Annotated in this window: 22 protein-coding genes; 11 read left to right on the forward strand and 11 right to left on the reverse strand. The window is 56.5% G+C overall.

What is annotated here, in order from left to right; translation table 11 throughout:
- Nucleotides 1-8 precede the first annotated feature (8 nt).
- The 3 genes from AACY07_RS22245 to AACY07_RS22255 all read right to left on the reverse strand — a co-directional run bounded on the left by AACY07_RS22245 (nt 9) and on the right by AACY07_RS22255 (nt 2649).
- Nucleotides 9-1163 (reverse strand): acyl-CoA dehydrogenase family protein, encoded by a 1155-nt coding sequence (locus AACY07_RS22245; protein WP_133079692.1) that lies wholly within the window; start codon nt 1161-1163, stop codon nt 9-11.
- Between the two features lie 10 nt (nt 1164-1173).
- Nucleotides 1174-1938, reverse strand: coding sequence for an enoyl-CoA hydratase family protein (locus AACY07_RS22250; RefSeq protein WP_339477703.1), 765 nt, complete (start codon nt 1936-1938; stop codon nt 1174-1176).
- A gap of 156 nt (nt 1939-2094) precedes the next feature.
- Entirely contained in the window at nt 2095-2649 is a 555-nt protein-coding gene (locus AACY07_RS22255; RefSeq protein WP_339477705.1) for a PadR family transcriptional regulator, read from the reverse strand.
- Between the two features lie 548 nt (nt 2650-3197).
- Here AACY07_RS22255 and AACY07_RS22260 point away from each other — a divergent pair.
- The 7 genes from AACY07_RS22260 (at nt 3198) to AACY07_RS22290 (ending at nt 11703) form a co-directional block, all read left to right on the forward strand.
- Nucleotides 3198-3695 carry an adhesin gene (locus tag AACY07_RS22260; RefSeq protein WP_339477707.1) on the forward strand — a complete coding sequence of 166 codons (498 nt, stop codon included), beginning with the start codon at nt 3198-3200 and terminating at the stop codon, nt 3693-3695.
- Between the two features lie 111 nt (nt 3696-3806).
- Nucleotides 3807-6332 (forward strand): TcfC E-set like domain-containing protein, encoded by a 2526-nt coding sequence (locus AACY07_RS22265; protein ID WP_339477709.1) that lies wholly within the window; start codon nt 3807-3809, stop codon nt 6330-6332.
- A 262-nt stretch (nt 6333-6594) separates the two neighbouring features.
- Nucleotides 6595-7338, forward strand: coding sequence for a molecular chaperone (locus AACY07_RS22270; protein ID WP_339477879.1), 744 nt, complete (start codon nt 6595-6597; stop codon nt 7336-7338).
- A 41-nt stretch (nt 7339-7379) separates the two neighbouring features.
- A complete protein-coding gene (locus AACY07_RS22275; RefSeq protein WP_339477711.1) occupies nt 7380-7832 on the forward strand; it encodes a CS1 type fimbrial major subunit in 453 nt (150 codons plus the stop codon).
- A gap of 184 nt (nt 7833-8016) precedes the next feature.
- Nucleotides 8017-9255 (forward strand): hypothetical protein, encoded by a 1239-nt coding sequence (locus tag AACY07_RS22280; RefSeq protein WP_339477713.1) that lies wholly within the window; start codon nt 8017-8019, stop codon nt 9253-9255.
- Nucleotides 9256-9349: 94 nt separating this feature from the next.
- On the forward strand, nt 9350-10522 hold the full coding sequence (locus tag AACY07_RS22285; RefSeq protein ID WP_339477715.1) for an acyl-CoA dehydrogenase family protein: 1173 nt from the start codon (nt 9350-9352) through the stop codon (nt 10520-10522).
- Entirely contained in the window at nt 10519-11703 is a 1185-nt protein-coding gene (locus tag AACY07_RS22290; RefSeq protein WP_339477718.1) for an acyl-CoA dehydrogenase family protein, read from the forward strand. The genes AACY07_RS22285 and AACY07_RS22290 overlap by 4 nt, the downstream gene beginning before the upstream one ends.
- Before the next feature lie 121 nt (nt 11704-11824).
- Here the strand turns inward: AACY07_RS22290 and AACY07_RS22295 are convergent, their stop codons facing one another.
- From AACY07_RS22295 to AACY07_RS22310, 4 genes are all read right to left on the reverse strand, one after another.
- Entirely contained in the window at nt 11825-13438 is a 1614-nt protein-coding gene (locus AACY07_RS22295) for a DUF1302 domain-containing protein (RefSeq protein WP_339477720.1), read from the reverse strand.
- 99 nt (nt 13439-13537) lie between these two features.
- Entirely contained in the window at nt 13538-14920 is a 1383-nt protein-coding gene (locus tag AACY07_RS22300) for a DUF1329 domain-containing protein (protein WP_133078261.1), read from the reverse strand.
- A 21-nt stretch (nt 14921-14941) separates the two neighbouring features.
- Nucleotides 14942-17293: an efflux RND transporter permease subunit gene (locus tag AACY07_RS22305; protein WP_339477722.1), complete on the reverse strand. Its 2352-nt coding sequence runs from the start codon at nt 17291-17293 to the stop codon at nt 14942-14944.
- Between the two features lie 304 nt (nt 17294-17597).
- Nucleotides 17598-18068, reverse strand: a complete 471-nt coding sequence (locus AACY07_RS22310) for a hypothetical protein (protein WP_133078259.1) — start codon at nt 18066-18068, stop codon at nt 17598-17600.
- Nucleotides 18069-18509: 441 nt separating this feature from the next.
- On the opposite strand from AACY07_RS22310, the gene AACY07_RS22315 reads away from it, so the two are divergent.
- Complete coding sequence (locus AACY07_RS22315) at nt 18510-18740, forward strand: hypothetical protein (RefSeq protein ID WP_133078258.1); 231 nt, start codon at nt 18510-18512, stop codon at nt 18738-18740.
- A gap of 33 nt (nt 18741-18773) precedes the next feature.
- Here the strand turns inward: AACY07_RS22315 and AACY07_RS22320 are convergent, their stop codons facing one another.
- From AACY07_RS22320 to AACY07_RS22335, 4 genes are all read right to left on the reverse strand, one after another.
- Nucleotides 18774-18992, reverse strand: a complete 219-nt coding sequence (locus AACY07_RS22320) for a hypothetical protein (protein ID WP_133078257.1) — start codon at nt 18990-18992, stop codon at nt 18774-18776.
- A gap of 131 nt (nt 18993-19123) precedes the next feature.
- Nucleotides 19124-20458 (reverse strand): phospholipase effector Tle1 domain-containing protein, encoded by a 1335-nt coding sequence (locus AACY07_RS22325; protein ID WP_339477725.1) that lies wholly within the window; start codon nt 20456-20458, stop codon nt 19124-19126.
- 194 nt (nt 20459-20652) lie between these two features.
- Complete coding sequence (locus AACY07_RS22330) at nt 20653-21057, reverse strand: TraR/DksA family transcriptional regulator (protein WP_016780464.1); 405 nt, start codon at nt 21055-21057, stop codon at nt 20653-20655.
- Nucleotides 21058-21387: 330 nt separating this feature from the next.
- Complete coding sequence (locus tag AACY07_RS22335; RefSeq protein ID WP_339477729.1) at nt 21388-21918, reverse strand: hypothetical protein; 531 nt, start codon at nt 21916-21918, stop codon at nt 21388-21390.
- A 409-nt stretch (nt 21919-22327) separates the two neighbouring features.
- Between AACY07_RS22335 and AACY07_RS22340 the strand changes: the two genes are divergently transcribed.
- The 3 genes from AACY07_RS22340 (at nt 22328) to AACY07_RS22350 (ending at nt 24688) form a co-directional block, all read left to right on the forward strand.
- The gene (locus AACY07_RS22340) at nt 22328-22579 is read left to right on the forward strand and encodes a hypothetical protein (protein ID WP_339477731.1); all 252 of its coding nucleotides are present in this window, start codon (nt 22328-22330) and stop codon (nt 22577-22579) included.
- A gap of 173 nt (nt 22580-22752) precedes the next feature.
- Entirely contained in the window at nt 22753-23469 is a 717-nt protein-coding gene (locus AACY07_RS22345) for an HPP family protein (protein WP_339477733.1), read from the forward strand.
- 142 nt (nt 23470-23611) lie between these two features.
- Nucleotides 23612-24688, forward strand: a complete 1077-nt coding sequence (locus AACY07_RS22350; RefSeq protein WP_339477734.1) for a GGDEF domain-containing protein — start codon at nt 23612-23614, stop codon at nt 24686-24688.
- Nucleotides 24689-24757 lie beyond the last annotated feature (69 nt).

The following is a 24757-nucleotide window of genomic DNA, read 5'->3' on the forward strand; positions in this document are numbered from 1 at the left end:
CCCCGGCCTCACTTCGGCAGACCGAGCATGCGCTCGGCAATGATATTGCGCTGAATCTCGTTGGTGCCTGCGTAGATGGGACCTGCCTGAGCAAACAGAAAGCCCTCCAGCCAGTCGTGGCCGTCTGCCGATTTACCGGTCAGTTCGCCACTGGCACCCAGGATGCGCATGGCGGTTTCGTGCATGCGCAGATCAAGTTCCGACCAGATGATTTTGTTGGTGCTCGACTCAGCGCCAATCTGCGCCCCACGGCTCAGCCGGCCCACGGTGTGGTAGGCGGACAAGGCGTAGGCTTGCGCATCCATCCAGGCCTTGCACACCGCATCACCCAGGCTCGGGTCACGGTCGGCACTGGCACGGTTGGCCTGATACAGCTCCACCAATTTGCGCGCCGTGTACTGAAAACGCGCCGGTGAACGCAGCAGCAGGCCGCGCTCGAAACCGGCAGTGGCCATAGCCACATGCCAGCCCTGCCCTTCATCGCCAATGCGATTTTCCAGCGGGATGCGCACGTCATCGAAGAACACTTCGGCAAATGCGTCCTTGCCGTTCAGGGCCTTGATGGGACGCACCGTCACACCCGGCGCATTGAGCGGCACCATGACAAATGACAACCCGTGGTGACGGCTGGAAGTGGGATCACTGCGAAACAGACCAAACAGCCAGTCGGCAAAAATGGCCCGGGTCGACCAGGTTTTCTGGCCATTGAGCACATAGCCCTCGCCATCACGGGTGGCCTTGCTGGTGATCGCAGCCATGTCAGAACCGGCGTTTGGCTCGGACCAGCCCTGGGCCCACATGTCGGCACTGGCCGCCATGCGCGGCAGAAAGCGTTTTTTCTGTGCTTCGGTGCCGAACTCCATCAGGGTGGGCCCGAGCAATAACTGGCCGTTCTGATTGACCCGCATGGGGGCGCCCGCACCGTAATATTCTTCTTCGAAAATCAGCCACTCGATCAGATCGCAGCCACGGCCACCCAGTTCGGTGGGCCACATCACCATCGACAGACGACTGTCGAACAACTTGGCTTCCCACTGGCGATGCTGCTCAAAGCCTTCGCGGGTGTCGTAACTGGCGAGGGGTTCGGACGGCAGATTAGCCGCCAGCCATTGCCTGACCTCCTGACGGAAAGCCTTTTGTTTGGGCGAATAAGTCAGTTCCATGGTCGGTTCCTCAGAACTTGGCGTCGCGTTTTTCAACGAACGCACGGCGAGTTTCGGCGGAGTCAGCACTGGTGTAGGCCTGAAGCGTAAAACCCTGCTCCCAGCGATATTTGTCTTCCAGGTTGCCGTCTTCGATCCCGTTCAACGCTTCTTTGGCGATGCGGATCATGGCGGGGCTTTTGCCCGCGATTTTGTGGGCAATGTGCAGCGCGGTTTCACGCAGTTGCTCACGGGGCACTACGCGCTCGATAAAGCCGTACTGCTGGGCTTCTACAGCGCCGATCTTGTCGCCGGTAAAAAACAGATAGCGCACTTTTTGTACCGGGAACAAACGCTGTAGGTGGGCACCACCGCCCATCGCGCCGCGGTCTACTTCCGGCAGGGCAAACGTGGCGCAATCGGAAGCCACGACGATATCGGCGGCGCCGGTAATCCCGATCCCGCCACCCAGTACAAAACCGTGAACCGCGACAATCACCGGCACCGGATTGCGATGCACCGCCTTGAAGGTGGCGTAGTTGCCTGCGTTGACCTTGACGATCAGTTCCGGGTGGGCGTCGAGCTCCTTGATATCGACCCCTGCGCAAAAACCGCGGCCCTCGGCACGAATCACGATCACACGGACCTCAGGATCCTGGCCAAGCGCTTCCAGGGTCTGCGCCAGGTCCAGCCACTCCTGGCTGTTGAGGGCATTGACGGGTGGCCTGTCGATCACCAGTTCAGCGACGCCTGCGTCGATACTGGTGTGAAATGCGGTATGAGTTGCGCTGTTCACATGTGCTCCCGGGTTGGCAAAGGCATGGGAGCAGTATGGGAACGCGCCGGGGGTGGATCATCGTCCGTTGAGACTAACGGGTGTACAGGCTGTTTAGCTGCCGAAGAGCTTGGCAAGCCTGAGCTCCCCGGCAGCTATGGGTTGTATCACGCGGGGTTACTCAAATCTGGCAGGGCCGTCGACGATGGCTTTTGCCGTGTTATTGAGCAAGTCATGCACACGCTGGATCTCGGAAGGGCTCCACAGCCCCTGATGCAGTTGCAGGGCATGGCGCAGGTTATGCACGGCCTCGTGTATTTCTTCGGGCCGGTGCTGGCTGCGTAGCGAGCGCCTGCTGACATCGATGCGCATCCGGACGCCACTGAGTGCAACGTGCTGCTGGGCAAGAAAAGCACGACCGATGTCGGTAATGCTGTAGCTCTTTTTTTCGCCCTCCAGAGTGGGCACTACCAACTCGCCCGCCTCCAGAAACGCCATGGTCGGATAAATAACACCCGGGCTGGGACTGTAAGCACCATCGAAAAGCGCTTCGACTTGCTGGATCAAATCATAACCATGGCGCGGTTGTTCACTGACCAGCGACAATAACAACAACTTCAAATCCCCTGCCGCGAAGACCCTCGGATTTCGACTCCCTCGCTCACGTACTGATCGTCTGTCCAAACCCTCGCCAAGATCGCTCTCAGGCTGATACTTATATGGGCTGTTCATATTCGTACTCCACTTAATTCAACAGAGCCCACGTTAAAACACACCTAAATAGGCAACTCAAGCCCATAAAACCTTCAGGCTAACAACATGATTATAATTCAACCAAACAACATAACTCAGCCTCACCCCCCGACATAACAAACACTTTGCCTACGATATAGCACCGGCCATTATTTCATCCGCAATTCGGCAACCTCCCGATCACACCACCTTGCGAACCACAGCAGCTGCCAAGCGGAAAAATCGCATCCATTTGATATAGCTAATATTTCTCAACAAGAATATTTTTTAAAAAGCACCCGAAAGACTCCCCCTTCAGCCAGCGCAGGAAAAAGACTACAAAAGCATAAGGCTATGACTACTTAAACACTCACCAGCATTCGACTAGTCTGCGCACCGTGATGGCTCTTCAGTTATGAACGCTCAATAACGCCCGATGTTCCCCTGATGCTCTGGCGCAAAACCCATCATTCACTTACTGATGAGTACATTAAAAATCTCAGTTCATCCCTGAGGCGCTTTGTCCCTTAAAACACAGGTATATATTCATGTTTAAAAGTAAATTGGCTTTGGTTGCCGGCGTTCTTGCAATTGGCGTATCCACTGTCGGCATGGCAGCAACCTTCACCGGCAGCACTGCCATTCAACTCACCGCGACAATTCCACCTGCTGAATTCCAGATAGGGCCTGACGACATCACTTTTGGTGGTTCTGCACCAGTAGCTATGAGTTACGACGTTGCCAACGGCAGCCTGAGCGATATTGTCCGCCGATATCAGTTCAAGACCAGTGCAAGCGCAATCAAGGCTTATATCGATGGTGGTCCAGCTTTCCTCTCCAACGGTAACCCTGCGCAAAAAATCCCGCTATCGACCAAATTCAACAATATCGAGTTGACCGGCGCTTCTCTTGAGGTCGTTCCTGTTGCTACCGCTGTTGCTGGGGGGGCTGCAAACCTGGTGATTTCCGCGGGCACTTTTCCTGCCGGAGCCACGGGTGATTACACCTCTTCATACACCGTGATGTTCGAAAACATCGCTCCATGATCATGACTCCCCCGTTGGACTGACCATCAAGCAATGTCTGCACTCGGCCAAGTTAAACGTTGACCGAGTGCAGTTATAAAGCTCCTGATTTGTTACCAGAGTATTGCGTACATGTTTCAAATGACGCGCATTGCGGCATCACTTGCCTTGTTGTTATCTGCTGCTTCATTGGCAGCCGCTGAAGGCAATGGTGCTACACCTAGAAGTTTGCTGGTACAGGCCAAAGGTTTGCCCGCCGACTTTGAAGAACACCTGTTTGACGTCCCGCTGGCTGTTCAAGTCGAGCGCGACTCACAGTTGGTGGGTGAAGCCATGGTCGTACTGACACGCGATGATCGCATGACCCTTCTAGAGTTTACCGACTTGAACGGCAGCAAAGTATCACCCAGTGAAAGTGACCTCTGGGCAGAGTACCTCAAACAAGGCGTGCAACTGGGTGCGTGTACTACTAAATGCCCTGAGCAATTAATAGCCGTTCATTACAACCTTGAAAACTCGCTGCTTTCATTGCTGACCGGTAAAGCCGAATCAGCTTATTTGCAAAGCCAGTACCACGAACTGCCCGTCGATGGCAGCACTGGATTAATCGTACGCAACCAGCTGAACCTGACAACAGGCCAGCAAGAACAACTTGGCGGTCGCTACGGCCTTGAGGCCAGCAGCAGCCTCGGCAACTGGACCCAGACCCTGAACATGCAGTTCTCGAAGGTTGCCGACCCGGATCAAACCCAGATCAAGCATGCCGTCCATGACGCCTATACCCAGCGCGAACTGGAAGGTCAATTCTTGCGTCTGGGCTATTTCACCCCCAGTTCACTTGGCCTGACCCGACAGATCCGCACCTTCGGCGCCAGCCCTGACACCACCTTTGGCGTGATGTATGGCAGCTCCGACAGCCTGACCATAAATCAGCCCAAACCCAGCGTATATCCCATTTATGTGACCGCTAACCGTCAAGCAACCGTAGAGATCTACCGCAATGGTTTGTTGATCAATACTCAAATGGTGCCTGCAGGCTTGCAAAGCCTGGATACCCGCCCCTTGCCCGGCGGTATCTATGAAGTTGAAGTACGCCTGGTCGAAGATGGTCAGGTCAGTAGCACAACCTCGGAGCTGGTCTATAAACCGGCCAACTGGCGCAACCTCGATGACCCATGGCGCTACAACCTGTTTGCCGGGCGCGAGAGCAAACTGCTGAGCAACTACGACACCCAAGACAACGGCGAGATGACCGCCGGGGCTTCGCTCAATTATCTGCTGCACCCGCGTTTGATACTCGGGTTGTCCGGGCGGCAGATCAAAAACGATCTGCAATGGGGCACCTCCATTGACTGGACCCTGGCCGACAACGCCAGCCTGTACGCCAACGTGTTCCAGACCCAAAACTACGGCACCGGGGTTGATCTCAACGGCCAGTACAATTATGGCCAGGGCAACATTGCGCTCAACCATACCCGCAGCTGGCTCGACACTCGCGATACCTACGAAACCCTCCCGGACGGCACGCGCCTGCGTAAAAAGCCTTCGTATGTGGGTCAGACAAGCAGCTCGTCGGTATCCGTCAACCACCGTGTCGACGCAAAGAGCAACCTCAATGCACGCCTCACTCATAGCGATGGCTATACCAAGGGCTACGGACTTGATCTGGGATGGTCACAATCAACACACCTGTTTGGCAGCGACGGAAACTGGCGTTTGTCGGTATTCGACCGACCCGGCAGCCTCGGTACCGGCAATCAGCGCAATCGCGGGATTGACCTGAGTGTCTCCCTGGCCCTCGGCGGGCCGGGTGAGCAGTGGTCAGCCAGCCTGGGTTCACGCACAAGCCGCGATGGCGCACGTGACAACAATGCATCGCTCACCTACCGAAAAGATCTCAAGGACCATACCCTGCAAAGTGTGAGCGCCACGGCAACTACGGACACCTATGGGGTCGGGCTCAGTGGTCGGGCCTCCTTCCAGACCAACGTTTTGACGGGCGATTCGTTCCTGCAACGCTCCTCGTATAACGGCAAGCTGAGCGGCGGGCTGAACCTGGACAGCACCGTGGCCTTGAGCGGCTCGAAAATGGTGATGACCAACCAGCCCAATGGACAAGGCGCCGGGATGATTGTTGATGTGGAGTCCGATATTGCCGATATCACCCTGCGCGCTGATGACTTGAGCGGCGGCAGTACGATACTTCGCCCCGGGCGCAACTTTATCCCCATCACGGCTTATAAAAGCAGCTCCGTCAGTTTCGACTTTCAGGGAACCGACGTACCCGCTGCCTCCATTCAGCCGCAACGCACCCGCTATCACCTTAATAAAGGCGGCGTGGACTACCGCACGATCAAAGTGGTGAACACCGTCACCGTACTCGGGCGCCTGATTGATCCGCAGGGCAACCCGCTCAAGGGCCATCACATCATCAATCACGCCAGCCGTGGCGTGACTGAAGTGGATGGATTCTTTTCGATGGAAATGAACGCCTCCACCCCGACGCTTGAAGTACGCAAGGGCGAAGCATTGCTCTGCCAGTTCCGCATCGACATGAACAAAACCAGCGTGCAAAACAATGTGATGGAAATCGGCGATTTGCGGTGTACAGCAGATACCCTGGCGGGGTCGGTGAATGCCGACAAAGTGTCAGGTTAATACCTGCACAGTTAACGACAAGAAGCCGTTGAAGCTATATTTAAGTTTACAGGGCTGCATCACTGCTCACATGGCAAAGGGCATTGAGTGGGTCACACCGAAACTATATAAGCCGTCGAAATAAAGCGTCGGTTCAGGACATCAAAAAAGCATTATAAAAAATGCTCGACCAGGACGGTGATTACAAACGAAGCAGGGCCGTTCATTGGCATTCGAAAACTTGATGCTGCCCGTCAGCAACTATAAAGCGCAGGAAACAAACATGAAATTTGCAGGTGTAATACTCAGTTTATGGGCCATTTCCTTTGGTGCCATTGCAGGCCCGAATATCAATGTCGGAACCGTATTCGACTACATGGACGGCGACAAAAGCACCTATTTGAAACGTGTCTATAACGGTGGCGACAGCACCGCCTTTGTACGTATTTCGATACTCGAAATTCTTTACAAGCCTGATGGCAGCACCGCAGAAGTGCCCCTCACTACTCAAGGCAGCGACGCCATGCGCGACGGCCTGATCGCCAGTCCGGCCCGCCTGATCATTCCCGCCAAGGGCACCCAGGGCACCCGCCTGCTCTCCAAAGGCTCCCGGGACAAAGAGCGCTACTTTCGCTTACGTTTTGTGCCTGTTGTTCCTGAAAAGGAAGATGAGTTCGCCATCTCTCAAGAGGACTCCGACGAGTACAAAAAAACCTTGTCGGCCGGGGTCAATGTGATGGCCGGTTACGGCACCATATTTATCGTTCGCCCGAAAAACCCGCGTTTTGATACCAAAATAGAAGACACCCCACAGCAATATTCACTGCGTAACAACGGCAACACGGTCGTGGTGGTAGAGGAGTTCAAAGACTGCTCCGTCAAGAACCCGCAGGACTGCAAACCCATCACCACAAATCATATCCTGGCAGGTCGCACCTTGAAGGTTGCCAAAGAGGCAGGTCGCCAATATCGCTTCAAACTGGTTGAGGGCAGCGCTGTTAAGACTATTGAGGTCAAAGGGCAATGAGCCCCCTCGGTAAGCAATCCCTGCGCGGTGCACTGGCATTAATGCTGCTGGCTGCTCATTCACTGGCATTCGCCGCACGGGAAGAACATGTGTTTGAGGTCTCTGTCACTATCCCGACCGCGGAATTTTACGTACTGCCCATCGACCCTGGTTTTCTTGAGCGTGAGCAGCGTATGGGGTGGAACAGGGTGAACAACGCACTTGATCCAATCAACGCGTTGTTCGATGTGCACAGTAGCAGCGGAGCCATCACCGCCCGGCTGGGCTACGAACCAAAGCTTTCCAATGACAGGTTCGACATTGCGCTTCAGGTCAAATTCAACAATCAGCTATTGAGCTTGAGCAGCACCGAAGTGGTTAATGAATTGCAGGCAAGGGACGGTTTACGGGTGCCATTGCGCATCGAAGCACCTGAGCCCGCAGACGGTTTCAAGCCGGGCGACTATTTTGGCAATGTGCTGATTATTTTTGATTCGCAACTTCCATCAGGCTGATAACAACCCAGCAGGAATGCCACTGGACGTACCTGGCTACGCCTTGGGCACCTTTCGGAAAATAGCAGTGTGCTGCCAGGGGACTTCAAGCTTCTGCCACTTTGCGGCACGTTGATCGAAGCATCCCTGACCACCCTTGATGAAATTTAACTGCCTATAGACTGATCGGAAGAGTCAAAAAACCATGAAGAGAATATCAACATACATCTCCCCCATACTCTTGCTTGGTACTCTGATGCTTTTTAGCACATCGTCTATTTACAGTGCCGAATTGGAGCTTTTGGCAGAGTTCAAGCCAGACCCAGCTAATCCTGCGCGCAACCTGTTCGTCAATAAAACACCACAAAGTGGCTTTTGCGCGACCAACCAGAGTAGATGCGAAGCTAACAATATGTTCAGTTTACGCATAGCCACCAAGTTCGCATCAAACGCCCCCATTACAGCCAATCATACGGACCCCCGCCAAGGCGCACTATTTAAAATACCCACTGAATGGAGAACCTTCACTGTCACCCACCGGGTGACGGGCGAGCAAGAACCCGTAGAAATACGAATCAAGGCATTTGGCTCGCAGTACCGAACATCCGACAGAGTTGCACTTCTCGTCGGACAAGATGTCCCCAACGCCACGGGGCATTTATTATTATGGGGAGAAGCTTGGTACTTTGCGCCTGCAGGCTGTAATGGCTTAGGCCATTCACTTGGGTTTAACTCAACTGACTACAACTTCTTCTGGCAACCGACAGGAGATACCCCTTGTAGCAAGCAGGCAAAATTTGATATCCCGGGTTTTGCCTATAACTACCTTGAGTTTGCCTATGAAATAAAAACACCCAACCCTCTGGGCATGTCCACCGGTGAATACATTGGCAACTTCACCTACATGCTCGGCCCAAACCAGGACTTTGACATGGGCGATTTAATGATCCCCACTGACCCTGTACTGTCCTTGAATTTCACTCTAGAGGTTCAACACACCCTCAAAGTTGGCATCCCACCCGGCGCAAATAAAGTCGAACTGACGCCCAAGGGCGGTTGGCAACAATGGCTGCAAAAAGGCCGTATCGCTGAAAAGATATACCGGGATCAGTCTTTCCTGATTTCCGCCAGTTCACGCTTCAAGATGCAACTGGCCTGTGAGCGGCAAATCGGTGATACCTGTGCCATCAGTAACGGCAGCCATGCAGTACCGGTCGATGTACAGGTCAGCATGCCCAATGGTATTGCCAATAACGACGACTCTTCAGTCTCCCGCAAGCCACTGGGAGTCACGACGGAGCAACAGTTCAAGTCCACGTTTTATGTCGAACAGAAACCCTCGACCCTGCATTTTGAAATCCAGAAAAGGTACGTCGAAGAAATGATGACCGAGCAAGGCAAGTACTCGGGCAATATCACCGTCATCTGGGATTCGGAAGTCTGACACAGGACCCTGAACGGACTAGTCCGACTTGGGGATTGCACCCGCTCGGAGCGCTCGCAAACTTGAGTCGTGTTTCTACGATGAGAGCCTCCCCATGGAGCTTGCCCTGACTGACGAACAGCGAATGATTCAAGCGTCTGCCGAGCGTTTTTTGACCCAGGTTGCCAGCTCCAGCGCCGTGCGCACGGCAATGAGCAGTGAACGTGGGTATGACCCCCAAACATGGGCGCAAATAGCCAAGGAGCTGTACTGGCCTGCACTGGCGATCCCTGAAGCCTATGGCGGACTCGGACTGGGCTTCGCCGAGGTTTGCCTGTTGCAGGAGCAACTTGGACGCTGCCTGCTGCCTACGCCTTTTTTTGCTACGTGCTGCCTGGCCACCCCCGCCCTGTTGCTCAGCCGCAATGAGCCACTCAAGGAGCGCTGGTTGCCATTGATCGCCGCTGGAGACGTACGCGCCAGCCTCGCCTATACCAGCGCACCCCGCTGGGACGATTGTGGCGTGCAGGTGTATGCACAAAGCCATGCAGGCGGGTATCGCCTCAATGGCGAGTATCGCTATGTCATCGACGGCGCCGACTGTGACCTGCTGATCATTGCCGCTCGCACTCCGGGTAGCGTCGGCGAAGCCGGTATCCGCTTGTTCGCTTTACCTGCTGACACACCCGGCATTCTTTGCCAGCCGCAGGCGACACTGGATCAGACCCGTCGCCTGGCCACCCTCACCCTGAACGACGTTGCCGTCTGTGACGAGCATTTGCTCAGCGAGCCGGGACAAGGCTGGCCAATGCTGCGCGATGTGCTGCATATCGCCTGCATTGGCCTGGCTGGCGAACAGACCGGAGGTGCCCAGCAGTCACTGGACATCACCTTGAAATACATAAACGAGCGCGAACAGTTTGGTCGTCGTATCGCCAGCTTCCAGGCCATCAAGCACCGTTGCGCCGATCTGATGCTGACCATCGAGTGCTCACGGTCCGCCAGTTATTACGCGGCCTGCATTGCCGATCAATGCCTGAACATTGATGGCGATCCCGACACCCGACAACAACTGGGAGAAGCCGCCGCCACTGCCAAGATTTTCGCCAGCGAAGGTTTTTTCCAGTGCGCTGCCGAGTCCATCCAGCTGCATGGTGGCGTGGGATTCACCTGGGAATACGACCCGCACTTGTATTTCAAGCGAGCGCGGGCCAGTGAGCAAATGCTCGGCACTCCGGCATTTCATCGCGAGCAGTTGGCCAGACAGATTTTCGGAGAGTGCACATGAATATCGGCTTTAGCGCAGCAGATGAGCAGTTCCGGCAACGAGTGGCCCAGTGGATGCAAGCGCACCTCACTGGCGAATTTGCCGTTCTGCGCTTTCGTGGTGGCCCAGGGGATGAAGACTTTGCCCCCGCGTTGCGTAAACGCTGGGAGCAGGTACTGGCTCAGGGGCAATGGGTCGGTGCCGGTTGGGCCACCGAGCATGGGGGCCGTGGACTGAGTATCAACCAGCAGGTTATTTTTTTTGAAGAGTACGCCCGGGCGGGCGGTCCGGGGCGCATGGGTCATATCGGCGAGGGTCTGGTCGGACCGACCATTGCAGCCTTCGGCACCCCCGAGCAGCAACAGCGCTTTTTGCCGCCGATTCTGTCTGGGCAGGATTTTTGGTGCCAGGGCTATTCCGAGCCCGGCGCAGGTTCCGACCTGGCCAATATCAAGACCCGCGCCAGTTTCGATGAAAGCAGCGGCCAATGGTTGATCAGCGGGCAAAAGGTCTGGACGTCCCTGGCCCATGAGTCGGATTGGTGCTTTGTGCTTGCACGCACCGAACCGGGCAGTGTCGGCCATCGCGGCCTGTCTTTTTTGCTGGTCGCCATGGATCAGCCAGGTATACGGGTTCAGCCGATCCAGCAATTGACCGGCACCTGCGAATTCAACGAAGTGTTTTTTGATCAGGCCAGAACGTCAGCGCACAACATGATAGGCCAGCCTGGCGATGGCTGGAAAATTGCCATGGCGCTGCTGGGGTTTGAGCGAGGGGTTTCGACCCTGGGGCAGCAGATGCAGTTTCAGAACGAACTGGACGAAGTCGTGCGTATCGCCAGGGCCAATGGCGCGGCCCAGGACCCCGTCATACGTCAACGCATTGCCCAGTCCTGGGCCGGCTTGCGTGTGTTGCGCTACAACTCGCTGCGCATGTTGTCCGGAGCTCAGGACGGCAGCCTTCGACCTGAAGCAACAATCTACAAGCTGGCGTGGTCCACCTGGCATGTGGAACTTGGAAAGCTGGCGATGGACGTGCTGGGGCCTGAAGCCGAGTTGCTGGCAGGGGCACCTTACGAGCTGACCCGCCTGCAGGCCCTGTTCCTGTTTACCAGGGCCGACACCCTCTACGGTGGCAGTAGTGAAATCCAGCGCAACATCATTGCCGAACGAGCGTTGGGCATGCCGCGCGAAGCGCGTTAGCACCTGTGGGAGCGGGCTTGCTCGCGATGCTATCGACGCGGTGTCCCTGCTGAACCGCGGCGTCTGAATCGCGAGCAAGCCCGCTCCCACGGCGTTGCGCAGCAGTCCTTACCTCAACCTGTCAGAACGTGTACTTGCCGTTAAACGACAGGTAGTCCCTGTCAGCCATTGTCCGCCCCTGGGCAATATCGGCCGAACTCAAGTACGCCACGTAGGTAAGCCCCAGCTGGAAGTTACCCAGGTATTTAAAGTCTCCCCCCACTGTCAGGCGCTTCTCGGCACGCCCCAACCCGGAGTAGGCACTGCCGTCGATGTTCTGGGTCCAGGTGGCTTTGGTCGTCAAATCCCAGCCGTTAAACACGTTGGGGTGATCGAAATACGCGCCGATACCAAGCAGGCTTGAACCACGGGTCTGCCCGTCGTACACGAACGTGTTGAAGGTGCCATCCGTGCCCGCTCCACCACCGCTGATCGTCAGGTCATCCACACCTTGAATCCTCTGGTGCACCACCTCGGTCATCAACGTGGTCTGTTGCGCCATGAACGTCGGCCCAATCATGTACACCGCGTTCAGGTTGCCCTGCCACACCTGGCCACGGGCCGGGGCACCATTGCTCAAGTACACCGCGGCACCATCGCGGTAGCTCAGGTCACCGGCAAACTGCACCGAATCACCGACTTTTGTGGTGAAGCTCATGCCCGTGAGCTTGATGTTGTCAAAGTAGCCCAACTGGTAACTCGGGCCATTGCCGTTGCCACCCACCTTGCCCAGCGAGGAGTAGTGCGTCTGCCCGGTGAAGTCGAAAAACAGCGCCGGAACCCGATCGTGATAACGGTAGTGAAACAAGCCGATTTCGGTGTTTTGCGTCAACCGGTAGCGGGTGCCCAGGCCCCACTCGCCACTGTTGCCCGGTTTGACTGAACCGCCATAACCGACAGCCGCTGCATCCGGCAAATTATTGATGACTCCCAGGGCCAGCCGAAAGAACTCGGCGCCCGGGCCAAAGGTGTCGCTGCCAAAATAGTCACCCACGGGATTGAGCTGGGTTTCTTCCCACTTGTATTGATAGAAACCGAGCAAGGCCAGATCTTCGTTCACCGACCACGAACCCGAGACTTGCCCGACCGGCAAGTAGGCATCCTTGGCTTCGGTGCCCGGTACGTTGAATTTGGTCGAATCCACTGGCGCCTGGCCCTGGCTGATGTTGGGCCAGAACAGGCTTTCACCCCAGGCCACCAGGTGCCGCCCGGCCTTGAGGGATAAATACTGGTCGTCATTGACCGTAAAGTCGCCGTACACGTAGGCGTCCAGCAGCCGCGCCTTGCTGCCACTGAGTTTGCGCGTGTCCTGGCTGAAGTCGTTGTAGCGTCCGGTCTTGTTGACCGTATCCGGTGAATCGTTGTCGTTGCGCTGATGGTAGACCTCGTCATAAAAGTGACTGCCGCGTACCACGGCGCCGAGGTTGTCGTGCTTGAGCATCAGCTCGCCAAACACACTGACCCGATTATTGATCAGTGAACCGCGCTTGAAGTTGCGCGTGGCGTCGTCGTAGTTGATGTTATTGAGGTATTCGTGATCAGGCTTTTCGGTACGCATCGAAGCCGTGTAGTTCACGGTCAGCGATGAGTCGAGCGTGGTGTTTTCACCCAGCTCGATGGTGGGCGCAGCCAGCGCCAGGCCGCTTAACCCCGACAACAAACCGGTCCCCACAAAACGCGTGTATTGCTTGAACATGCCTTGCTCCTTGTTATTGTTTTTTTTTGCCCCGCCCAGCCGCCTGCGCACAGGCAAGGCCCGTGGCAGACAGCTGGATGGAGTCAGGGCGTTACAGGTTTACTTGCCGGCCCGGCGTGCTGCTTCAGGGCCGAAATCCCCCGGCGCAAATCCGCCTTTGTTCAGCACATAGCCGTTACGTTGTTCGTTGATCAGGTTGAACGCCAGGTAGCTGCCCGCATTCAAGTCGTGATACAGGCCAACACCCGCCTGCCAGGTCTGTGTCTCCGGGGCATAGAAGTAGTTGACCATCGAGGTGCGCCACAGCTCGCCACGGTTGTCGTAGTTGTCGCCCATGATCGGGAACCAGCTGTCTTCGTCGATGTACATCGTGCGCTTGCCATACAGATGGCGGTTGCCGGGTTTGAGTACGCCTTCGAGCACCCATACGCGGTGCAGCTCATAGCGCATGTTGTCGGGGTTGATATGGCCCGGGGTCAGCAGGTTGGCGTATTTGAGGTTGCTGTCATGCAAGCGCGCCGTGTTGTACGGGATATACAGCTCTTTCTTGCCGACGATATTCCAGTTGTAGCGCTGGGCAGAGCCGTTGAAGATTCGAACTTCGTCGACCGTGATGGAACCACCCGAGCCCGGGAATGCCATGTCGAAACCGTAACCCGGGGATTGGCGAACGCGACGCGTGCCGGGGTCGTAGCGCCAGCTCTGGCGCGGCTCGGTCTTGTCGTTCCAGTACTCGGTACCGGTATTGATTTCACCCTTGTCGCGCTGTGGCAGCAGGGTCTCGTTGAGGTAGAAAGATGAGTTGCCGGTGGTATCACCTATTTTGCCTGGCTCCAGGCCCGGCGCCATGTTGCGCGAATGCACACGGCCCCAGTTGATGTTGCCGTCCTTGAGCACATAGGCGTTGTCTGACGTGTACTCCTCGGTCCATGCCCGCACGGTAAACAGCGAGGCATTTTTCAGCAGCTCGATACCGTTTTGCGGGATAGGGAATGCCACACCGCCGGTGCGAGCAACCACGCCCTCACCGTCATCGACCAGCTTGGCGACCGAAGCATTTTCCAGGGTGGCCTTGCACACGGTGTCAGAGAAACGGAAGTCGCGGTGCGAAGGATAAACCGGCATGCGAAAGGTCTGCGGATAGAGCTTGAACAGGGCTTTCTGCCCCTCGGACAGATGGGCGTCGTACTGACTCAGGTTTTGCGCGGTGATCACAAACAGCGGCTTTTCGGTGGGGTACGGATCCACAGGATGCTTGCCCGTACCCTCGAACTTCATCCCGGGCGCCGCACCCAGCCATTGACCGCCAAACGCAGGGATTGTGCCTTCGGCATTGCCCGCCTGCTGTGCGCCGACGCAGGTCAGATCCTTGCCCAGCCGGGCGATCTGATCCGCAGGTGCCTGGGCCAGTGCCAGCCCGCTATAACCGTGTAAAACCAGTGCGACTGACAGCCAGCCGCCCATGTGGGTGATGCGTCCCATGGAGTTCTCCTTTTTTATTGGTCATGCAAATGCTCGTGTGGGAGCGGACTCCACCAACGGCTTGCCCAGGTTGAACCACGCGGCCAGCGCCGGAAGCAGGAAGATCGCGCCCAGCACGTTGACCATAAACATGAAGGCCAGCAGCAGGCCCATGTCGGCCTGGAACTTGAGGGGGGCGAACACCCAGGTACACACACCCAGCGACATGGTCAGCGCGGTAAAAACCGCGGCGGTGCCGCGCTGGCACATGGCGCGGTAGAAGGCTTCGCGCAGGTCCTGCCCATCGGCCATTTCATGCTCGATGCGCTCGTAAAGGTAGATCCCGTAGTCCACCCCTACTCCCACGCCCAGCGCCATCACCGGCAGCGTGGCCACCTTGAGGCCAATGCCCAGCAGCGCCATCAGGGCATTGCACAACACGGCGACGATCGCCAGAGGCACCAGGATGCATAACACGGCTCGCACCGAGCGAAAGGTCAGCAGGCAAAACAGCGCCACCGAGAAGAACAACGCGGCGAGCATCACCACCTCGGCGTGTTTGACCGCTTCGTTGGACGCGGCCATGACACCGATGTTGCCTCCCGCCAGTTTGAACTCCACGCCCGGCACCTGGATGGCGGCGATGATGCGCTTGGCCTCGTCCAGCACATGGGCCACGGTGGCGCCTTCATGGTCGGTCAAAAACACCAGAATCTGCATCTGCTGACAGCCGTCAGTCACCAGCCCCGAGTCCGGCGAATAGGCATAGGCGCCCTGCTGCAAACCCTGGGACGAACCCGGAATGGCTGCCCAGCGAGGATTGCCTTCATTGTTGCCGGCAATCACTTGCTTGCTCATGCCCGCCACGCTTTGCACCGATTGCACACCGGGCACTTCGCGCATTTTGTAGTCGAAAGTTTCCACTGCCCGCATGACCGCCGGATCCAGACAGGCTTCACTGCGATCGCGAATAGTCAGGAACACCGACAACACATCCAGCCCGATGGAGTAATTGCTGATGATTTTCTGGTTGTCCTGGTTGTAGCGCGAGTCGGCACGCAGCTCCGGCGCACCTGAGCCGATGTCACCGGTCGCCAGCTCACGGGCCTTGATAGCCCCCACCGCCAATAGCACCAGACTCAGGGCGAACACCCACAGGGCCGGGCCCGGTGTGGCCAGCGCTGATACCCGCCACCACAGCGGGTGGCGCTGGTTAGACACGTTCGCCTTTGCCGTCATCAAGCGCGGTTCAAGTCGCAGATGCGCGATGATGAGCGGCAGCATGATCTTATTAGTGATGATCATCAGCATCACGCCGATGCAGGCCGTAACACCCAGCTCGTGAACGATGGGGATATCGATCAGCATGATCACCCCGAAACCCAGGGCGTTCATCAGCAACGCCAGGGCACCGGGGATAAATATCTTGCTGAACGCCGCCTTGGCGGCAGTGACCGAGTCACTGCCGGCCAGCACTTCCTGCTTCCAGGCGTTGGTCATTTGCACGGCGTGTGACACGCCAATGGAGAAGATCAGGAACGGTACCAGAATCGACATTGGATCGATCCCAAGACCCAGCAATGGCAACAGGCCGAGCAGCCAGATGACCGGCAGCAAGGCGACAAACAGCGCCACCAGCGTCAGGCGCCACGAGCGCGAATACACCCACAACAGCACACCGGTAATCAGGAATGCGATGGCGAAAAAGCCCATCACCGTATTCAGGCCTTCGACCACGTCGCCCACCAGCTTGGCAAAGCCGACGATGTTGATTTCGATATCGGCACTGCTGTATTTGGCGCGGATATCTTCCAGGCGCTGGGCGATCTGCACGTAGCTCACCGGTTGCCCGGTTTTGGGGTCGATGTCCTGCAGGTCGGCGCGCACCATCGCCGATTTCAGATCGTTGGCCAGCAAGCGGCCGATCTGTCCTGAGCGCGCGGCATTACTGCGCACTTGCTGCAAGTCTTCGGGCGTGGCGGCATATTGCGGCGGCACCACCAGATCACCGACATAACCGTCTTCAGTGATTTCGATGTAACGCACGTTGGGGGTAAACAGCGAGGTCACGCTGGGGCGACTGACCCCGGAGATGTAAAACACGTCGTCGGTGACGTTCTGCAGGGTCTGGAGGAACTCGGGGTTGTAGAGATCGCCCTGGCCTTTCCAGTGCACGCTGACCAGCAGGCGATTGGCGCCGGTGAAGATACGGCTGAAGTCCAGGAAGTTGAGCATGTAGGCATGACGCACCGGGATCTGCTTGTTGAATCCGGGGTCCAGCCGTACGTGGGTGGCGCTGTAGCCCAAGGCCAGGGTTACCAGCAGAAAAAAGCCAAGCAGGACATTGCGCCGGGCCATCAATTGCTCGGCGCAGTTGTTTACAAAGCGCTGCATGCCCATGCTCGCGGTCCCTCGCACACTCGTTTAGGTGATCGCGATAATCAAACGGCCCCGCCCCTTGAACATCGTCCATAAGGGTTAGGCTGTTTGAGGGACGGACTGCGCAAAAGCTTAAAGCCAGCGCCTTGAATATGTAGCCGCTGAGGAGCGCAGCGAGGCTGCGATCGGCTGCGCAGCGGCCGTAAACCTGAGTATTCGTTATTGCGCGTAGCCTGAGCTCACGGTGGCAGCGTCGCAGTGGCGCACCATCCCCATCGCAGCCTCGCTACGCTCCTCAGCGACTACAGGGTATCTCTTGTCACTCTTTACTGGCCTTGAACGTCAACTCGCCCTTGGGCCATTTGGCGGCTTTGGCAGTGACGGCCTTCAGGGTTTTGCTCAGGCCTTCCTTGAGCTGCTCCTGGGCGGCGAAGATCAACATCACGGTCTGACCTTCCTTGAATACGATGCCTTCGCCCAGAGGTGAGCTGACATAGGCGTAATCGCCGATGCCATAGATGGTCATCTTGATGTCGCGGAATTTGATTTCGAACTTGCCACCTTCACGGCTGGGCAAGACCGCAGCGCGAAAATGATCGCCAACCTTGAGCCCCAGGCCTGGCTTGTCATCGACTACCAACGCTGCTTCAGTATCGATTTCAGCGATGTAAATACCTTCTGCGTTCTGCTCGGTGATGTACACAAAGCGGGACTGGAACAGTTTGACCAACCGCGCCCGCAAATCGCCAAGAACAAATAACGCATGCATCTCCAGATTGCTGACTGCCAACGAAAAACCCTCGAAAACGTGAAGTGGAGCTACCAGAACAAATGACAGGCAGCAGAAAAAAGGCCTCAGCCCACTTATATAAAAGCCGGATACAACAAAATCTCCGGACTGCTGGAGTCGGGAGTGGCATGTAACAAAGACCGACGATTACCGCAGGTTAATGGGCATCAACCCGGGCCTGCATCAGCAAAAAACAGGCTAAAAAATACAACCGGAGTGCCATTCTACCGACTCATGCCCGAGATTGGGTATACACATCCACTTCTCAATCGGGCAAACCGCTATTTTTACTTCGTTTGCTGACCGTGAAATAGCGCTTTCGTCGCCCGGACACGTTAACTGCGCCGCTGGGTGTCAACAACTGCCATACTTGCGCAAAAATCGACCTGGCCCATGCCGCCGGGTTGTCTGGGCTCCATTACCTCGAAGGGAAAGTGACACGTGACGGAATTTGATATTGGCGAATTTTTTATCCGCGGCGAGTCCAAAGAAGTCGACGGTGAGTTTCAGGCAGTGATTGTCATGCGGGCCAAGCCACCGCTAAAAACGGTGACTTACCATCAGGTCGAGAAAGACCGCTGGTTCAAGACCGCCGAGCAGGCAGAAATTGCAGCCAAGAGTTCGGCACTTGAATTAAAACAGGCGGTGGACGCAGGCGCCCTCAACGCCTAGCCCCCTCCAATCCGGGAACCCGGCAGACCCGAATCAAGCGCGCTGCGCCCGACCGTGCGCTGCCCATTGGGTGGCGCTCAACTGCGCCATCCAGGCAGAGCGACACTCCTCCGCTTCCAGGCGGCTCGAGAACGCCGTACCCCGCTGCTCACCATTGACCAGCACAACCCAGCAAGCCTTCTGCCCCGTGGCCCGCAACCCTTCGGGCACACCGCTGCCAATCATCACGGCGACATCAACCCGGTTAGACATGATGGTTACTCCACCTATTTAGTTAGTCACCTAACGATGTCGGCCATCTTAAAGAGTAACGCTCGCTGGAAAAAGCCATGCCCTGCATAGCTCCATTGCATCAGCTGTAACAATATCCGTGTCACCTGCGCTCAGACCGGTGCCTTCTGGTCGAACACAGAGCGCCCACCCTCTTGCGGTATGTTGAAGAATCCCTTGTCCAGCACCCCGAGCCCCTCACCCACATTGGCATTCCAGTTGGCCGAATGATGCACGTAGCGCTGGCGCAGTAAACGCTCCTGGGCATTAGTCAGCTTGATCGCATTTTTCGGCACCTGACCCTCCAGCCTTGCAGCAATGGGGATCAGTTCGTCAGGCAAGGCGTCCTGTGCGTCGCTCAGGGCAGCAAAGGGCACCCCGTGCTCACACGCCAGCCTGTGCATCATGCGTAAATACAGGCGTGAAAGCTGGCCGTACAGGCGGCGTTGCATAAAGACCGCGGCCTGGACCCTCTTCATCGGATCCTGACGAGTGCCTGCCTTGCGCTCTTCAGTGCGCACCTGCAAAAAATCGTCCGGCGCCAGCGGATCAATCAAATCCTTCTCCTGCCAGTCAAGCCATTGCGCTTGAGTCAGCTTCCAGGCCTGGGTCAGCCTGACGGGTGTGGACGGGCTGACCAGATTGCTTTGCCAGCGCGTCAACTGCACCTGCTCTTGCATCTCGAGCGGATAACCACCCCCCAGATCGGCATGGGCACCCGGCAGAAAAATATCCAGCGGCCATTGCGGCGCAATGCGGGTCAGGGAAAAATTGCGCCGGTATTCATCCCGGGCGCACAACTGCACCACCTGTTGCGCACAGTCGGGCCCTAGATACAGATTGAGCCCCGGGTTGATCTCATCCCCCACATCACCCAGATCCTCCAACCCGCCCATGGCAGCGACGGTATCGAACAAACCAATAAACTCAATGGAGCATGTGAAGTCGGGCGCCAGGGCAAACTGCTTTTTAAAAGGGAGGGTGCGCACTTGGTTGGCGAAGTGCCGGGCTGCTGCCGCGCCACGACTGAAGCCAAAGATATCCAGCTGCAAACGACCCAGGGTGTTGGGGGGAGCAAGCCGGACAAATTGCCCCAGGCATTGGCTCAGCAGCGCCTGGGCCTCATCGGCCTTGCCCAGCACACCGGTGCGGCCACGGCCATAGCTCAGGCCCGGAAACGCGGTATCCGCCGCAGCGGTGGTGGTGCCAATACCGCTGACGTAAAGCGATGTCTGCGCTCGCGCATCGCTGAAGGTCGTTTGCACAGGGTAATGGCGGTGCAGACGGGCGATATTAGTCGGGGTGCCGGCATAACTGCTGGCGGGGTCGACCTTCAGGCCCTGGGCCTGACGCTCCTGGCCCAACAGAATGTTGAACTGGTTATTGGCTGTGCCATCGAAAAAGATACCGACACGCAATACACGCTCCGTATTGCTTGAGCGACTCATGACTCTGACCCTCGATTAATTCAGCTTCGCGCAAAAACGCCGTGCCGAATATAAAGGGACATCACCAGGACACTCAGCCAAACGTCTATTTAAAATTTTAGCGGGAATTGCTGCGGGGAGAGGCTTGCAATGGGAACGACTGCAGAGCCCAAGCTACCGAAACCGCATGGCGCGGTTCCGGCAAGGACAGGCGCTTAGGCCTGACGCTGATGCTTGTCGATTTGCTCGTGACGCTCTTGAGCTTCGATGCAGTACTTGGTGGTAGGGCTGATCAGCAGGCGCTTGAGGCCGATTGCATCGCCACTGTCATCACACCAGCCGAAGCTGTCGTCCTTGATACGCTCAAGTGCTTGCTCAAGCTGAGGCAGCATGCGCTGGTCGCGGTCGATTGCGTTCACCAGCCAGGTGCGCTCTTCTTCAACCGAAGCGGCGTCTGCAGGGTCAGCCGGAGTGTCCAGGCTCTCGATCGCGATGCGGTTCTGCTCGATACGCTCGTGGGTTTCAACCTTCATGTTTTGCAACAGCTCGCTGAAAAAAGCATGTTGCTCGGCATTCATGTAGTCATCCGCCGGCATGGCCAGCAACTTATCCTTTGTCATTGATTTCTCTATAAAAAATACGTGCATTAAGGCTAATTAGGGAGCGTTCTGACCGATTTTGATCCCAACCCGTTAGGTGCCATCTATTTCAAGCGCCACCCGGCACTCAATTTACGAGGGGCGGCAGTCTAAGGCCGACTTATCGACTCAGCAACCGAAAAAGCACCTATTTGTCCAGCAAAACCTGAAAATCGCTGAAAAACGTGTTCGCCGGGGGCTAATGGAGTGCGTTTATAGCAAGAAATTCACTGGGCAGGCTGAAAATGCACACATCACGTGCGAAGACGTGGTGTGTGCATGGATCTGTGATTACAGGCCGCGAGCCAAGGCTCAGGTTTGAAGATACTCAATGACAGGGGCAATGTTACTGAGCTGTGGCGCCCTCTCTATTATCTCGCCAGGCAGGCACCACGGGTAATCCAGACTCTGCAGCCAATTCATTACAGGTTCAAGGAATTGCGACGGACAAACCTGCATGTGCTCGATCGTGATGCAAAGATGCTCTGCCAGTCCCGACTGCGGCGTAAATCGCCAGTGATATTCTCCGCAACCTATGCGTAATTCGCGAGTCTCTTTGACAGACATTCCCACCAGCCATTTGCAGGCATGGGTATTGGCGCCTGCCTTGGGGGGCTCACCCAGACAAAATGTATAGACGTTTTCATAACTTTGGCCAAAGCGGCGCACCAGCACATCGGCGATACCTGCTCGACCGCAGACCTGAGGGGGAAATGAAATGACGCCGGTACGTACAACCATTTCAAGGGTTGCATCTGCAGTGAAGGCTTGGCGCAGAAGGTCAGGACGATTTGAATCCTTGGCAAAAATGTACTTTTCAATCGAACCAGCGATGTTCGGCATTAGGGATGCGTCCTGGAAGTCGGGTTTGATGGGCACGCAAAATCATCTTGAGCAGGGGCTGACAACGCTCGCATAAAGTATTTCTACTTTTAACTATTGATGCCAGCTTCAGCATGAAACCACATCAGTAAAAGTGCGCTTGGACTCATATTCATGCGTGACTTCACGATCCCTCATACCTCACCGATCACATCGAACAATCCTACGGTTTTCTCCGTAAACCTTATCTCTTAGCTACGCATTACCTGACAACACCCCGCCGTTTCGAAACTTTACAATCATTGCCGCCAATCCTAGATCGCCAGCTGAGTAAATAAGCGTTATGTCACTGCTTGTATCCTGATACATGGCATTGGCGACAAGCCCTCTATGCGTCCATCCATACCCTGCCTATATGGAGCACAACGTGATGAATAAATCCTTGGTTGCCAATGCCGACCACTGCCCCGAGCAGGACCTGTGTTCCCAGGCGCAAGGATGCGCAGATGACAGGTGCGTGCTGACACTGTGCAAGCTGCTGAAACTGCGGGATGCATTGATTGTTCTTAAAGGTCCGCTGGCCAAGAGCCCTGCCGCGCGCACCTTTATAGAGCAACGCCTATTGAACAACGAGGTGTATGAGCGCGTTCTGGGCAAGCTTGCTGCTGATAATCGCGGCTAACATGAAAAATAATGCACTTAACAAGCATTATTATGCATTTGCGGACTGCCCCATTACGGGGCAGACTGCACCCGTTCCTCCCCCAAATGAAGGGACATTTTCAAGGGCTTGCCGGTAATCCCGTCAGGCCCTTTTTTTACCTCCCCGCTTCACAACACCGGATTGTCCTGACCATGCAAAACCGCTGGATCAGCCGCCTATTGCCTGCGGCTACGAACACCCGTCCCACTGAATGGAGCCGCGCAGCCATAGGCGTATCCCTTGGCACGCTGTTCAGCGTCTGGGTGTGCAGCCTGTTCTTCGGTCTGCCCGTGGCCATGCATTTGATTGGCCCGCTGGGTGCTTCGGCCATTTTGCTGTTTGCCGTGTCTTCAGGTGCGCTGGCACAACCCTGGTCGATTGTCGGCGGCTACCTGTGTGCAACGGTGGTGTCTCTGGGAGTGGTGTACTTTTTTGGGCGCGGCCTGGACAGCGCCTGCCTCGCCGTCGGCATCGCCATGCTGTGCATGTGCCTGCTGCGCTGCCTGCACCCGCCTGCCGGTGCGCTGGCGTTACTGGTGGTGCTGGCTGACCCGGACAGTGCCCGCCTGGGGTGGGGCATGCTCGCCCCGGTGATGCTCAGCGCAGTGAGCATGCTGATCGCGGCGCTGGCCTACAACAATCTGACCCGTGTGCGTTACCCTAAAAAATCGGCCGAGGCGAACCCGCTGGTGATTGCTGATCAGGCCCCCGTTGACCCGGGCATTACCGCCCAGGACTTGCAACATGCACTGCAGCAAATGGACGCGTTCATCGATGTCACCCCTGAAGATCTTGAAGAGCTGATCAGGGCCAGCGAACAACATGCGCGCCGCCGCAGCATCGGCGAAGTCTTCGCCCACGAGGGCTGATGCGAATACCGGGCACTATCGGCTCGCCCGTTTTCGATAAGCCGCCAACTCCTGCTAGGGTTATCTGGGCAACTCCGGGGAGAAAATTGTGGAACACTTGATCCCCCCGGATACCGTCATCCGACAGTGATCAAGGCGTGCGATGCTCAAAACCATTGAATCAGCGATTTCGAAACAAGCTGCCCCCCCTGCCTTGCAAGCCGAATTTGCCCAACACGATTTCGAAAAACTGCGCAACTTTTGCCGCCTGACCTACATCACGAGCATTGCGATCTGGTTGCTGTTCAACCTGATTGTCAGCACCAAGGGCGGCCAGGGTTTTACCGGCCTTTCCCTGCTGTTTCTCAGCGTCATGGTGGGGCTGACCGTCATTCTTGGCTTTATTCACAATTACCGGCACTTCGACGTACTCAACCAGATTTTCGTCCTGTTCATCACGCTCGGCCTGCGCCTGATCATCTTTGGCCTGCCTGCAGACACACAGCCCATCTGGCTGGCACTTGCCAGTTCCAGCATCCTTTACAGCGCATCGGTTTTGCCCCTTAGCCGCTGGGCATTTCTCAGCGTTGCGGCCATCAACTGTGTGATGCTCAACCCTTTCCTGATGACCCAGGCGTCGATCATGGATCTGCGCGGCCTCTTGATCCTGTGCTACTTCGCCTTTTTGTGCAGCCTGACGATCTACAGCTTTTTCAAACTACGCCGGGTCAAACTGCACAACTACACAATGTCCAAATTGCTGGTGGCCCAGGCTTATCTGGATGCCCTGACCGAGATTCCCAACCGGCGCTCCTTCATGCTCCAGGCCGGCCATGAGTTACAGGCCCTGCCCCGGGAACACGACCACTATCTCGCGATGATCGATATCGATAACTTCAAGAAGGTCAACGACCAGTTTGGCCATGATATTGGCGATGAAGTGCTCAAGCGTACTGCCGACATCATCAAGGGAGTGATGGCCGACCATGAATACGCGCGACTGGGGGGAGAAGAGTTTGCCGTGTACCTGGCCGGCGTACGTCGCAGCGACGCCGAGACGCTGATGGATACGTTGTGCCGACAGGTGCGTGAAGCCCCCCATTCGCACCCGGTGACTGTCAGCATCGGCCTGGCCCGGGTGGGAGATGACGACACCCTGAACCAGGCCCTGGCCAATGCCGACAAGGCGTTGTACGCATCCAAGCACAGCGGCAAGGACCGGTTCAGTGTTTATCAGTAGAGACCGACCCGCGATACAGGTGCCGAGGTGTATTCGAACGACCGCGGTGCTTCCATCGCGAGCAAACCC

It is taken from the genome of Pseudomonas sp. RL_5y_Pfl2_69 (assembly GCF_963970465.1).
Taxonomy (GTDB): domain Bacteria; phylum Pseudomonadota; class Gammaproteobacteria; order Pseudomonadales; family Pseudomonadaceae; genus Aquipseudomonas.